The 13491-nt window shown below is 60.9% G+C and carries 12 protein-coding genes; 10 read left to right on the top strand and 2 right to left on the bottom strand.

Going from position 1 to position 13491, the window contains the following annotated elements:
- Window positions 1-196 precede the first annotated feature (196 nt).
- On the bottom strand, window positions 197-1537 hold the full coding sequence (locus AC5Y4F_RS00965; protein ID WP_231986465.1) for a cytochrome P450: 1341 nt from the start codon (window positions 1535-1537) through the stop codon (window positions 197-199).
- A 260-nt stretch (window positions 1538-1797) separates the two neighbouring features.
- On the opposite strand from AC5Y4F_RS00965, the gene AC5Y4F_RS00960 reads away from it, so the two are divergent.
- On the top strand, window positions 1798-3027 hold the full coding sequence (locus AC5Y4F_RS00960; RefSeq protein WP_369829739.1) for a CaiB/BaiF CoA transferase family protein: 1230 nt from the start codon (window positions 1798-1800) through the stop codon (window positions 3025-3027).
- The gene (lipL, locus tag AC5Y4F_RS00955; RefSeq protein WP_499994654.1) at window positions 3027-4304 is read left to right on the top strand and encodes an esterase/beta-lactamase LipL; all 1278 of its coding nucleotides are present in this window, start codon (window positions 3027-3029) and stop codon (window positions 4302-4304) included. The genes AC5Y4F_RS00960 and lipL overlap by 1 nt, the downstream gene beginning before the upstream one ends.
- A gap of 359 nt (window positions 4305-4663) precedes the next feature.
- On the opposite strand, the gene AC5Y4F_RS00950 is transcribed toward lipL, so the two are convergent.
- Window positions 4664-5212, bottom strand: coding sequence for a TetR/AcrR family transcriptional regulator (locus AC5Y4F_RS00950; RefSeq protein WP_197520681.1), 549 nt, complete (start codon window positions 5210-5212; stop codon window positions 4664-4666).
- A 345-nt stretch (window positions 5213-5557) separates the two neighbouring features.
- On the opposite strand from AC5Y4F_RS00950, the gene AC5Y4F_RS00945 reads away from it, so the two are divergent.
- The 8 genes from AC5Y4F_RS00945 (at window position 5558) to AC5Y4F_RS00910 (ending at window position 13486) form a co-directional block, all read left to right on the top strand.
- Window positions 5558-6415 (top strand): mycofactocin-coupled SDR family oxidoreductase, encoded by an 858-nt coding sequence (locus tag AC5Y4F_RS00945; protein WP_067939397.1) that lies wholly within the window; start codon window positions 5558-5560, stop codon window positions 6413-6415.
- 200 nt (window positions 6416-6615) lie between these two features.
- Window positions 6616-7443, top strand: a complete 828-nt coding sequence (locus AC5Y4F_RS00940) for an ABC transporter permease (protein ID WP_499995736.1) — start codon at window positions 6616-6618, stop codon at window positions 7441-7443.
- Window positions 7443-8312, top strand: a complete 870-nt coding sequence (locus AC5Y4F_RS00935) for an MlaE family ABC transporter permease (RefSeq protein WP_067939399.1) — start codon at window positions 7443-7445, stop codon at window positions 8310-8312. The genes AC5Y4F_RS00940 and AC5Y4F_RS00935 overlap by 1 nt, the downstream gene beginning before the upstream one ends.
- Window positions 8313-9368: an MlaD family protein gene (locus AC5Y4F_RS00930; RefSeq protein ID WP_499994649.1), complete on the top strand. Its 1056-nt coding sequence runs from the start codon at window positions 8313-8315 to the stop codon at window positions 9366-9368.
- The gene (locus tag AC5Y4F_RS00925; RefSeq protein WP_067939402.1) at window positions 9365-10429 is read left to right on the top strand and encodes an MlaD family protein; all 1065 of its coding nucleotides are present in this window, start codon (window positions 9365-9367) and stop codon (window positions 10427-10429) included. The genes AC5Y4F_RS00930 and AC5Y4F_RS00925 overlap by 4 nt, the downstream gene beginning before the upstream one ends.
- Complete coding sequence (locus tag AC5Y4F_RS00920; RefSeq protein WP_197520682.1) at window positions 10417-11385, top strand: MlaD family protein; 969 nt, start codon at window positions 10417-10419, stop codon at window positions 11383-11385. Before AC5Y4F_RS00925 ends, AC5Y4F_RS00920 begins: the two co-directional genes overlap by 13 nt.
- A complete protein-coding gene (locus tag AC5Y4F_RS00915; RefSeq protein ID WP_082947802.1) occupies window positions 11385-12485 on the top strand; it encodes an MlaD family protein in 1101 nt (366 codons plus the stop codon). The genes AC5Y4F_RS00920 and AC5Y4F_RS00915 overlap by 1 nt, the downstream gene beginning before the upstream one ends.
- Entirely contained in the window at window positions 12482-13486 is a 1005-nt protein-coding gene (locus tag AC5Y4F_RS00910) for an MlaD family protein (RefSeq protein ID WP_082947771.1), read from the top strand. Before AC5Y4F_RS00915 ends, AC5Y4F_RS00910 begins: the two co-directional genes overlap by 4 nt.
- Window positions 13487-13491 lie beyond the last annotated feature (5 nt).

Here is a 13491-nt window from a genome sequence, read left to right as displayed (position 1 = left end):
ACAGGCCCCGCTCGAAGGTGGTGGCGCTGCGGCCTACAACGGCGCACATCGACCGGCCATGAGCGTCACGATCGATGATGGGCGCCCACGCGCCGAAGGCGTTTGGAGCTCGGCACCAATTACCCTATGAAACATTGGAATTCGCCACCCTGAATTGCAATCAGTCAGTCAGGACATCGGAAGTTGGTCTGCTGAGTCATATCTGGGCGTCCGCGAAATCGGCGGGGTCGGTGGCTGCGTCGCGGCGAGTCACCCGCACGTTGAGTTTAGCGAGCCCCCGCAGGGTGGGATTCGTGCGCCAGCCGGGCGCTCCCAGTATGTCGATGCGGTCCACGTGATCGACGATCTCGCGCAGCACGGTGTGGCCTTCCAACCGGGCCAGATGGGCGCCCAGGCACAGATGAACTCCCGAGCCGAACGCGACGTGTCCGGTGGGATTGCGTTGCACTCGAAACTCGTCGGGATCCTCGAACTGACGGGGGTCCCGGTTGGCCGCCCCCCAGAGCAGCAACACGCGCGACCCGGCGGGAATTGTCGCCTTGCCCACGACGTAGTCGGAACGCGCCGTGCGGTACAGGCCTTGGATTGGCGAAAAGTAGCGCAGCTGCTCTTCTATGGCGCTGCCGATCAGCTCTGGGCGCTGTTGCAGGAGCCGCAGCTGGTCGGCGTTTTCGGACAACGTCAAAAACAGTGTGCCGAGCATGTTCGTGGTGGTCTCGTTGCCGGCGAGCAGCAGCAAGAAGGCAAAGAAGAACAACTCATCGTTGCTGAGTTTGCCCTCGTGGTTGTTCGCCACCAGTCTGCCCAACACCGTGTGGTCATCGAGTAACTCCCCCTGGCTTAGCTTCCTGGTGAAGTACGCATGGAAATGTCCGATCGCTCGGATCCCCGCTACCCCTTGCCGCAGCCCGGACGGCGACATATTCGCGTTGGCCAAGCGAACCGTCTCGTTGGACCATTCCTTGAAGGCCGCGAGATCGTCATCGGCGATGCCGAGGATGTGCGCGATCACGGCGGTGGGCAATGGCTCGGCGAGTGTCTGTACGACGTCCACCGACGAGCCGGTGAACAAAGGGGCCGTGTGGTCGACGCAAAGCCTCTCAACCGTGTCTTGCCATGACTGCAGGGCTCCGCGGGTGAAGGCCGGTTGCGCCTGCTTGCGCATTGCCGTATGCCGCGGTGGATCCACCGTCAACAGAGCGTCTGCACGCATCCGGCTATAAGCGATGCCATCCGCACTGGACAGCACGTCACTGGCCCGGGCGCCGGCGCGCACGTCCTCGTATCGGCTCAGGATGAAGATGTCGCGTCTCGGATTGTAGTGAACGGGCCCACCCGCCAGGAGGTTCCGATAGTGGGGGTAAGGGTCCGCGGCCATCTCCGCATCAAGTGGATCGAAGTCGGTGATCTCGACGCCGGCCGGCGGGGGTTTCCTGCGCACCTTGCGAGCAATAATGTGCGTCGCGTCGTCGGCGAATCCGACTGCAAGGCTTGGCGCGTACATCTTGAGGAACCGCATCTGGGATCGGATCGGCACGATGTGAGTGTAGATCCGCACGCGAGCAGTTGTAAAACAAGATTAGAAAACGCGCCAGGGCACGCCACAGGGCATTTTTCTCACGCCGATCGAGATGCGGTAGTGCCTGAGACTCTTACGGGCGAGTGGTGGGCGTGGATAACTTGGGGCTTTCTAGTATAGTTAGAAAATTGCGGCTGCGGGGCATGCGTCTTGGACCTCAGACAATTGTTTTCGCGCCACGTACGAAGAAGTTTCGGGTACCGGTACAAGGAGGTTCCGTGGTTCATCTACCCATGGCGGGTGTCAGGGTCTTGGAAGTTGCGCAGTTCACTTTCACGCCGGCGGCTGGCGCCGTATTGACGGAGTGGGGCGCAGACGTCATCAAAGTCGAACATGCCGAGACGGGCGACGCGCAACGCGGCCTTCGCATCGGTCCCTACGCCCCGGCGGAGGGTTCGTTCGCGCCGATCATGGACCATCCGAATCGAGGAAAGCGCAGCATCGGCCTAGCGGTCGACACGGCGGCCGGCTATGGGGTGCTGATGGATCTTGCTCGCACCGCAGACGTCTTCCTCACCAATTTTCTTCCCGATGCCCGCCGTCGACTGAAAATTGACGTCGACGACTTGCGAAAGGTGAATCCCAACATCATTTATGTACGGGGCAGCGCCAACGGTCAGCGTGGGCCCGACGCAGAGAGCGGCGGCTTCGACGGCACGACGTTCTGGTGTCGCGGCGGTAGTGCATGGAGTGCGACGCCCCCGGACTGCCCCCGACCGATTTCGATGCCAGGGGGGGCGTATGGCGACACCATCGGCGGAATGACCATTGCCGGTGGAATCGCGGCTGCGCTATTTGCCCGCGAGGCGACCGGCGAGCCTTCGGTGGTCGACGTATCACTGCTCGGCCTCGGGCTGTGGTCCATGGCGTTAAATGTTTCGAATGCTCTGATGACCGGGACCAATATCGAACCCCCGCCGCTAACTGCTCCGGTTGCGGCCGTAGCCAACCCGTTCGTCGGCTTGCTGCGCACATCGGACGATCGCTGGCTTTCTTTGGCGATCCTGCAACCAGGACGCTACTTCGCCGACACTTGCAAACACCTTGGCCTCGACCATTTGCTGGATGATCAGCGTTTCGCGACGGCCGAGGGAATTATGGAGCACACGAAGGAAATCGCCGACGAAGTCGCGCGCGCGATTGCGTCCCAACCTCTTTCGTACTGGCTGAACCGACTGCAGACACTGGAGGGCCAGTGGGCTGCGTTGCAGAATCAGCTGGAGGTCGGTGCCGATCCGCAGGTTCTGGCCAACGGCTACCTCGTTGATGTGATCGACGCCGAGGGAACCAGTCGCCAACTCGTTGCGAACCCCGTCCAGTTCGACGAACGTCCCCCGTCTGGTGCGCGCGGGCCCCTGTTCGCGGAGCACACCGACGATATCCTTCGCGAGCTCGGCAAGACCGAGGATGAGATGATCCAACTGAAAGTCGAGGGTGCTTGCACGTGATGGCAGACGTCGCAGCCCATTCCCGCGAAGTTCCGTCCCACGACGCCCTCGACTTAGGGCACGGCGTGTTCGGCGCCGCGGATGCCCACTTCGAATGTGTCGTTCGTGCGTTCTCCACATTGTTTCCCGGCGGTCGCCTCGGCGGTGGAGCCTTGGCGGTCTATCTCGACGGACAGCCCGTCATCGATGTCTGGAAGGGGCGGGCAGACCGGGACGGCCGCGTGCGCTGGTCTGCAGACACCGCGCCGATGCTGTTCTCAGCGACCAAGGGCATGGCCGCCACGGTGATCCATCGCCTGGCCGACCGAGGGCTGATCGACTACGAGGCACCCGTCGCCGACTACTGGCATGCATTCGCTGCCAACGGCAAGGCGGACTTGACGGTTCGTGAGGTGATGAGGCACACCGCCGGCCTGTCGGGTCTTCGCGGGGCCACGCAGGCAAGCGTGTTTAACCACATCGAGATGGAGGAGCGGCTGGCCGCGGCCTCGCCGGGCCGCCTCTTCGGCCAACCCGCTTATCACGCACTCACGTTCGGCTGGCTGATGTCTGGACTCGCGAGGGCGGTCACCGGCAAGGACATGCGGATCCTGTTCCGGGAGGAGCTCGCCAAACCGCTGAACACCGACGGCTTCCACCTGGGCCGGCCACCCGCCGAATCACCTACCCGAGCGTCCGACATCATCGCGCCACAGAACATGACGGCACATCCGATCCTCACCTGTGCCCTACAGCGGGTCGCCGACCGCGTTTCGGGCGCGTACCGCTCAATGTACTTTCCCGGTGTCACCTCGGCCATCAAAGGTGACAACGACATGCTGGATGCGCAGATTCCGGCTGTCACCGGCTTCGCGACGGCCCGGGCGCTGGCCCGCATGTACGGGGCGATCGCCAACGGGGGAGAGGTCGACGGCACGCGGTTCTTGTCGCGTCGCCTGGTCACGAGTCTTGTCGGCGAACGGAATCTACAGCGGGACCGAAACATCTTCATACCGTTGGCTTTCCACCTTGGCTACCATGCGTTCCCGATCGGCATGCCGGGCTTCGGTCACATGGGCTTGGGTGGCTCATTCGGCTGGAGTTACCCCAAGATGGGCCTGGCGATCAGCGTGGTGCACAACCGGTTGATGACGCCGTTGGGGCCGGCCGACTTCGGCGGGTTCGTCGGTGTGTACGCGCTGATCCGGCAGGCTGCCGCCCGGGCACGCAAGCGCGGGTACCGGCCGGTGCAGGGATTGGGGGCGCCGTACTCCGGCCCGGGCGCCGTCGTGGAGTAGCGGCCTTCGAATCCTTTGAGCGTAGCCCACTTTCATGGTCTGGGCAGTGCGAGGTTGCGCCGTTCACGAGGTGACGGGCGGATCGTGGCAGCGGCACCCCGAGTGCCTGAACCATCTGCGCCGCAACGTCTTTGCCGGCAACTCGATCCGGGATTAAAAGGGCGGTCTTGCACAGCTTCGGGGGCGAATACCCGCGTGGTTGGTATCCGTGGCACCGCAATTCTGTGCCGCGCGATCTGGCTGTTTGTGACCGTTGTTCGTCCATATGCAGACCCTGGATTTCTATGACAGGACTGTGGAATAGCGGGGAGTATCCATCAATTGCCTCCACGTGCGGCCATGATGCTAGATGAATTCGCCTAGGGGACCAAGCGTTTCCGGACGCCATCGATGACTGTGGCTAGCCCATACTCGAACAGGTCGTCGCTATCGAAGACACCCTCGGCGCCCGACACACTAAAATACGTGGCTTCTCCGCTGCCCGCGTTTTGTGTTGAGTTGTCGAACCACAGCTGACCCGTCATAAATGCGGCCACGGTTGCATATGCAAGCATCACTTCTTGCGTGCCCGCACCCGTCTCGGACAGTATCTTTACGCCCGTCTCAAACAGACGTTGGTAGGCAGCACGCGGTTTTCCGGCTTCGAAGGTTTCCGGGAGCATTAAGCGTATGCGTCTTAGCTCGCTCCGCACTGAGCGTTCAAACGTCCGTAGCCGGAGGTCCCACGGTCCAGGCGGCGGCTCCTTGACACGGTTTAAAGCCGCGTCAACCACTAGAGCAACCAGAGCTTCCCTGCTGCGGATGTAATGGTAGAGCGCGGCGGCAGTCACGCCAAGGCTGTCGGCGAGCATGCTCATGGTCAGTGCCCCCACACCGACTTGTCCGGCGAGTTTGGTTGCGGTCTCCAATATGTCGTCGAGGCTGATTACCGGCGGACGCCCCAGGGATGCGGGCCGTCGTGGCTCAGACGACGCGCGGTTCGAGGGTGCACTACGTTTGCGGCTCGGTCGCGCCATGCTGTGGTCAGCCCTCCTGACAAGCGTCAAATTTCGCGCAATATCTAACAACCGCCAAGTATCGCACGCCGAGCAAGTAAGCGCGCGTGGTCTGCGATCCGCCCCCGTTCAGCGCGCCAGGTCGAGCGCGATCGCTAGCCAGGGTGCGGGTAGCGGCCGTCGGGAGCCCTTGACTTTTCTAGCTATCTTAGGAAAAGTCGGTCGCACATTTCAGATCAGATCACCCTAGGAGAACTGATGCGCCTGAAAGGCAAAGTTGCGTTTATCACCGGCGCAGGGCATGGGCAGGGACGTGCCCATGCGATCCGCCTTGCCGAAGAGGGCGCCGACATCATCGCGGTCGACATCTGCGAACCGGTCCCCAGTGTTCCCTATCCGATGGCCTCGAAAGAGGAACTTGAACAGACGGTCAAGGAGGTTGAGGATCGCGGGGGTCGCATCGTCGCCCGTGTCGGAGACGTCCGTTCGCGAGAGCAGCTCGCAGAAGCGGTCAGGGCGGGCGTTGACCAATTCGGTCGGCTCGACATCGTGTGCGCCAACGCAGGCGTGCAGTCGATGTACGACGAATACCTCGGGCAGTCGTGGATCGATGGTGTTGACATCGATCTCTTTGGCGTACACCACACAATGGCCGTGACATTTCCACACCTGAACGACGGTGCCTCCATCATCATCACCGGGTCGACGGCCGGAATGATTCCTGGGCTCGTGGACAACCCGGCGCTCGGCTTCGGCGGAGCCGCCTACGCGTGGTCGAAGCGGATCCTCGCCCAGTACACCGAGGTGTTAGCGCTGCACCTCGCCCCCAAGTTCATCCGGATCAACTGCATCCACCCCACCAACTGCGACACCCAATTGCTGAATCACGAAACCGTGTACAAAGCGTTCCGGCCAGACTTGGAAAACCCGGGCAGGGAGGATGCGATTCCCGCGTTCACCATGATGCAGGCCATGCCGGTCCCGTTCATTCAGCCCGAAGACATGTCCAACCTCGTGGCTTTCCTGGCGAGCGATGACTCACGCTTCATCACGGGACAGAACATTCGCGTCGACGCCGGGTCGATGCTCAAGGCCAACCGTCCGGTCGGCACCTAGTTCTCGAACGTGCCGTGCAGTCGGGATCCGCGGATTAGCATCTTCACACACATTATGTGGAGCGAGCAGGGCAGATAGGGGGTAGGGGAGGGCCAGTGGCGCAGCAGCACGTCGACGCGGCCGCAGCCGCGCCCCGAACCACTAACGCTGTTCGCTCAGATGTGACCTCCGGGATCACCGGCCACAGGCTGCAGCGACCGTTGGCCCCGGCTTTCGCTGGTGGGCGCCGAGCGGTACACCGGGGCGTCAGGATTCCCCTGCGTAGCGCGGCAACAACGGGTCGTGGCTTGCAATTGTTCGTGGACGTGGTGCGCTACGCGGCAGTCGACGCCTTCTCCCTGAAGCTGCCTCTCGGCGAGGCGCTCGTCCAAGCATGGACGTTATTCAAGGTGACCGCGGTCGCTGCGCTGCTGATGGCCATTCCGTTCGGGGCGTTGGTGACGGTAGTGACGTCCGGCCTCGTCAACCAATTGGGGGCGACCTCGCTGCTCGGAGCCGCAAGCGGGGTGGGCGTCATTCGCCAGGGCGCGCCCATCACTGCGGGCCTGCTGATGGGTGGCGCTGCCGCGTCGGCTATTGCCTCGGAACTCGGAGCGCGCGAGATCCGTGAGGAACTCGACGCAATGCGGGTTATGGGTATCGACCCGGCCCGCCGTCTGGTAGTGCCTCGGTTCTTTGCCCTGCTCGCGATCGCTCCTATCTTGGGTGTGTTGATCATGGTGTCGGGCACCGCGACGGCATACATCATGTCCGTCAATTTCACCCAAGTAACACCCGGTAGTTTCTGGCTGTCGTTTGGAGCGTTCGCAAAAATGGTGGACGTTTGGTTTGCCTTGGGTAAGACACTCGTCTTTGCCGCGATTGTGGTGATAATTTCGTCGCTTCGTGGAATGGAGGCAAAGGGCGGGCCGCGTGGTGTCGCCGATGCTGTGAATTCATCGGTAGTACTCAACGTTATCTGCATCGTTTTTGCGAATCTTGCGATAACGCAATTGCAGACAATGTTTTTTCCGATGGAGGTGGCATAGTGACCACCACTCAAGCCGGCGCGCCCTCCGCGTATTGGACCACACGACTGGTATCTAAGGTCTCTGCCTTCCCTTTTCGGGGCTTCCGCATGATCGGACAAGTGGCGCTATTTGCCGCCCAGAGTTTATGGTTGCTGCCGCTGACTGTCCACAAATATAGACGAGAAACGCTCAGGCAAGTCAATAGTCTTGCGTGGGGTCGAGGCTCGATCATAGTGGACGGCGGCGTGATAAGTGTATTGCTGCTCCTTGGAATTGCCCTCGGCGCTTCGCTTGCCATCGAAGCGCTCTCGATCTTGAATCAGATCGGGTTCGGTGCGCTTTCGGGATTGATCTCCGGGGTGGGATGTGTTCGGGAAATCGCTCCGCTGGTAGGGGGAATCGCGTTCGCAGCACAAACGGGTTGTCGGATGACAGCCGAGATCGGCGCCATGCGGATCGGCGAAGAAATTGATGCCGTCGAATCGTTAGGAGTACGACCAATACCCTTCGTAGTCGGTACACGGTTGATCGGCGCTATGGCATGCGTAATCCCCGGATACGCGTTAACGCTGATCGCAACGTTCGTCGTAATGGACACAGTCGTCGTCAAGTTCTACGGCCAGCATGCCGGCACGTTTAACCACTACTTCATCGAGTTCCTGACGCCCAGGGACCTCGCGTACTCCGTGATCAAGGTCGCTGTGTTTTGTGCCGCGGTGACGTTAATCCATTGCTACTATGGATATTTCGCCGCTGGCGGCCCCGAGGGTGTGGGTTCTGCATCGGGCCGCGCGGTGCGCGCGAGCATGGTCATGCTCATGGTGATGGATTTCACATTGACCGTGTTACTGTGGGGCATCCAGCCAGTGTTCGTGTTCAAAGGCTAGGTGGTAAGTTTGCTACTCCAGACTTCGGCCGAATCCGAAACACGAGCGCTGACAATTATCGGCGCGGCGGTGGCGGTCGTAGCTGCTGTCGGCTTGACGTTGGTCATCCTGAAGCCATTCCAAGGTCAACCCAAAGATCAGCTTTCGATTTCGATCGATACCCCCTATATCGCTCAGGGCATCATCGAAGGTACCCCGTTGGTCATGCATGGCGTGGAGCTCGGGAAAGTCACAGAGATTTCCAGCATTGCCGGCGGGCGCATCCGGCTGGGTGTCAATTTACACAGATCGCCCACCGCCGGTTTGACTGACGCAATGCAGATTGATTTTCGGCCCATCAACTATTTCGGCGTCAGCGGAATCAACATAGTTCCCGGGGCCGGTGGTCAGGCGCTCCGGAATGGTCTACTCATACATGCTGTACCGAGAGGAAATTACACGCTGCAGACAATGCTCACTCGTTTTGGCGAGCTTTCCAACAAAGTTATTACACCGCAACTGGTCAGCGTCATCGACCGGATCACCAGATATACCGATGCGCTGAATCCGCTGATCGAAACCGTGTTCATCGCAACTAATACGCTGGCGGAGGTGCAGACGGTGCCGACCGAGCGGCTCCTGGCCAATGCGACGGGTATCAGCGTGACCACTCCTGGTTTACTCAATGCAATCACGGATTCAGGCGACGTCGTCACGCATGGGGACAATAACTGGATGCACGAAGGCATGGGTGACCTTAGCGACAAGCAGTGGTACAAGGAATATGGAGTCCCTCACTGGAATGCCATCGTCGACGGAATTTTCGGATCGGTCGGAAAAGTCGAGTCGTCGCATGTCGGTGACCTGCTGCCGTTAATTAACGGTTTCCAGGGGATCTTGGACACGACGGCCCCGTTGCTGCGCCCTGAGGGCGTCGGCGACACGCTGGTCGAACTCCGTCACCGCTTCGAGAAGTTGTACGGCGGTACCCCTGAGCAGCGGGCGCTCCGGGTTCGCATCGTCCTTGACAAACTTCCCGGCATCGCCGCTCCCGTCGATGCCATGGGGGGTGCCTGATGAAACCCTTTGCGGCGGCGTGGCGACTCGTGTTAGTCGGTGTTGTGGCGGTTAGCGGCCTCATTCTGCTCGCGAGCGCGATCACCAGGCCCGTGGCGCCGTCTGTGCGCTCTTATACTGCCGAGTTCACCGACGTGTCCGGGTTGTACACGGGGGCCGACGTGCGCGTCCGCGGAGTCCCCGCGGGGAAAGTCCGATCCATCGATTTGCAGCGCCACGACGGCCAAAGCGTCGCAGGAGTCACGTTCACGCTCGAGAACCGCTACGGCATCGTGGCGAACACCCGGCTTGCCGTCAAGTATCAGTCTCTGACGGGTTCGCGGTACCTCGACGTGGTTAATTCGTCGGAGTCGTACACGGGAGCCGACCTGGTCAAACACGTGCCCCTGGCGATGACGTCGCCGTCGTTCGACGTCACCAGGTTGTTCAACGGGCTACAACCCGTGCTCGCGACGCTCAGTCCCGAGGAAGTCAACAGATTCACCCAGAACGCTGCGTCTTTTCTGGCCGGTGACGGAGGCGGCCTGGGACCCATGCTGAAAAGCATCGACACTCTCACTCGATTCGTGTCGGATCGCCAGCAAGTGATCGCAGTCCTGATGCGTAACCTCTCCGCCGTCGCCGACGCGATGGGCGGCAAATCACCCGACATGGTTCAGATGTTGGACTGGATCAACCGCCCTTTGGACGGTGTGCTCGGGGTGCTAGACGAATTCCGAAAGACCGAGCTCTACAGCACCGATTTCTTGAAGCCGTTAACGGCTGTTCTGACCAACGTCGGATTCCCGGTAAGGGGCAACAGCGCGGAAAGCTTCATCTATCAACACCCCGACCAGGCATTGGATAGCAACGTAACCAACATCAACGAGGGGATGGACCGGTTTTTCGGAAACATCGATAAATTCATGGATGCGTTCAAGCTCGTGCCGGTCATGTGGGAGAACATCGGACCGCCGTCGGCACCTAACGACCCGCTGCCGTGCTCTCGGGGTCGCTTCCAGCTTCCAGAGCAGATGGACGTCCTTCTGAACGGACAAAGGGTGGTGCTATGCAACCGCTGAAACTGCTGCGTAACCCCACCGCTTGGGGTGCCGGCGCATTGGTGCTGGCCACCGTGGTGTCGCTCGTTGCCGCCTGGTTGTACATCAGTCCTCCGGGCCAGAAGATCGTCACCTTCTATACCGACGACGCCGCGTCGCTCCATTCCGGTGACCTAGTTCGGATCGCAGGCATCAACGTGGGCAAAGTATCCGACCTTTCATTGGAATCCAACCGGGTGCGTGTGCGGACAAAGGTCGACGGCTACGCGTTCGTCGGCGATCAGTCGCAAGTCGAGGTCCGGATGCTCACCGCTGTCGGGGGTTACTACGTGAACCTCGTACCGTTGGGTGACAAACCGTTGGGCACCAAGGCCATTCCGCTGGAGCGAGTGACAATGCCCTACAGCTTGATGACCATCCTCGCCGATACCACGAAGATCACCGACAAGCTCCAAGGCAACCCGCTCAAGGAGTCACTGGATCAACTCCAGAGTGGGCTCAGCGGCGACAACGCCGAGGCGCTCTCCTCGGTGATCGACGCGGGCAACAGCCTGGTGTCGACGATCCAAAAACAACGCGGTCAACTCACGGCCATCCTCAATTTCTCCAACGAGTACATTGACGCGCTAAACGGCTACAACGACGGAATCAGGACGCTGGTCCACAAGATTTCGATCGTCATTCAGACACTCGTGATCTACGGCAAGAAATTCGGCGACGGAATCACTGCGTTCGCCGACGTTCTGGGTCAGCTTTCTCCGATCGCATACTTTTACCGCGACCATCGTGCCGACTTCATGGAGAAGGTGCGGCATTACCTTGAGACCGCGCGGATGTATGCGGAGCACAACGGGGTGGTGGTCCGTTCACTACGGCTCATCGAGAACAAGTTCCAACGGGTGTTCGACGCGCAGAACGCGCCTCCAGACTTATTGGCCACCGACCTTTGTGTGCCGATGCCGGGGAGTCCGTGCTGATGGCCGGGCCGAAGTCGCGCCGCCTTTGTCGGATCGTCGTGGTCGCAGTGACGGCCGTCGTGACGGTGTCGACGGTCGGCTCGTGTGGCTCGTCGCCGAAGGGCGCGAGCGCCGACTATTGCGCAATCATGCCCGACGCCGTGGGGCTGTACGTGGGTAATCCGGTTACCCAGATGGGTTATCCGATCGGCAAGGTCACATCGGTCACACCGGGAAACTCCGACGTCCAGGTGCACTTTACGGTGACCGCGCCTCGTCGGCTGCCCGCCGACGTCAAGGCCATTATCCGCGCGACATCACTGCTCGCCGATCGGTCTCTCGAGCTGGTCGGCAACTCCGGATCGGCGCCCCAACTGCCCCCTGGCGGGTGTATCCCACTGGATCGCTCCTTCACCCCCAAGAGCCTTTCGCAGGTAGTGGGCTCAACCGCCAAACTGCTCAATTCGATAAGCCCCGAGGGTTCGACCAACGTTGCCGCTGCCGTTCGTGGAATCGATCAGGCCTTGCATGGCACCGGTCCGCGGTTCAACCAATTGATGACCAACACGGCGGCGGTGCTGGACAGTCCCGACCAAGCGATCAGTTCGATGGCATCCGTCATCGTCAACCTCGGTCAGCTGACCACCTTCGTCCGGGAACTGAGCGGGCCGATTAAGCAGATCATGCTGGACTTGCAAAGGACCCTGCCCGACATCATCAGGGTGGTCGAACCGGTTGGCCAACAGCTGTTCGGCACCTTGTACCTCTTCAAGATGACGTCGGATATCGAAGTGACGCTCGGCGAGCCGATGCAGGACACCATGGACGCGACGGCGATGGCCCTGCGGAAACTAGCCGCCCACGCTCCCCGGCTGGCCAACCTTCTCAACCCCATACCGTGGTGGATCAATACGGCAGCCAATTACTTCAACGCGCATGCGGCTCGCCACGTCATCAGGTACCGGCCCCCCATGTACCGCATCCGCACGCCCGACGGAGTCGGGATGTGCAACATCATGAACGCGAGCGCGCCGGGCAGCTGCGCCAATGTCCAGGGGACGCCCTACGCCGTCGACGTTGCGCTGTTGCAGTACGTGTTGACACAGGCGGCGAACCGATGAACCGCCGACTGTGCTCGATCGCCGCGGTCGCCGTCGCCGCCGTGGCCATGTCAACGACCGCGTCGGGATGCGCTGCACTCAATGTCAATTCGCTGCCCGAACCCGGCGGCAGCTACAACGGCGGGTACAACGTCGTCCTTCAATTCGAGAACGTACTCAACCTGCCCAACCACGCCAAAGTGGTGATGGGTGGTACTCAGGTCGGGACCGTCACCGATGTGAAGGTTACGAGCCGGCAGGTGGATGTCACCGCAAAGATCGACCGCAGCGTCTCTATTCCGTCGAATACTCATGCGGCACTCGAGCAAGCCACCGTTCTCGGTGACATCTATCTGAGCCTCGATCCACCTGATGGTCAATCCGCAGCACCACCATTGGCCCCGGGCGGCACAATCATGCTGGGGCAAACCAGATCCCCGCCCCAACTGGAAGACACGCTGGCACATCTCGCCGACTTCGTGTCGAGCGGTTCCATCCAACGTCTGCAGAACACGATCATCGGCATAAACCGGGTGACCCCGCCGGAGCCCGCGCTTCGGAACTTGGCTTCGCGGGTAACCGCCGATTTGAAGGATCTGTCCGACAACATAGATGTCGTCGACTATTTTCTGCATGGAGTATCCGGAACCGGCACCGTCCTGCACGACCGGCTTTCGTCCGCGCAGTATTGGTTCTCGCCGAGAGGCATGCGGGGCTTCGACCGTGCCATGCAGACGTCCAACTACCTCGGCAGACTCTTCCCATCGATCGGCAGCGTCTACACCGGCGGATACTGGCTGGCGCCATTTCTGCAATCGTTCGTCCAGTCGACCGACGCGTTACGACGTTCGAAATGGGCTTTCGAGGACGAGGAGCCTGCGTGGCGCAAGCTGTTTACCGACACGTTCCTACCGGAGGACAAATACCCGGCGATCAACATCACCTCGATCGTCGGCCCTGACGGTCGCGAGTTGTCGGGCAATGTGATGGATGTGCTACGGATGTTGGGCGCGGCGCCGTGAGAATA

The sequence above is a fragment of the Mycobacterium sp. NGS56 genome (assembly GCF_059812425.1).
The sequence above is the reverse complement of the archived record's forward strand: the minus strand, read 5'-3'. Positions and strand labels throughout refer to the sequence as shown.

Bases quoted from the DNA above. Each gene is read 5' to 3' on its own strand.
- lipL (WP_499994654.1), top strand. From the start codon at position 3,027: ATGGCAGACGTCGCAGCCCATTCCCGCGAAGTTCCGTCCCACGACGCC.
- AC5Y4F_RS00945 (WP_067939397.1), top strand. From the start codon at position 5,558: ATGCGCCTGAAAGGCAAAGTTGCGTTTATCACCGGCGCAGGGCATGGG.
- AC5Y4F_RS00920 (WP_197520682.1), top strand. From the start codon at position 10,417: ATGCAACCGCTGAAACTGCTGCGTAACCCCACCGCTTGGGGTGCCGGC.
- AC5Y4F_RS00915 (WP_082947802.1), top strand. From the start codon at position 11,385: ATGGCCGGGCCGAAGTCGCGCCGCCTTTGTCGGATCGTCGTGGTCGCA.
- AC5Y4F_RS00910 (WP_082947771.1), top strand. From the start codon at position 12,482: ATGAACCGCCGACTGTGCTCGATCGCCGCGGTCGCCGTCGCCGCCGTG.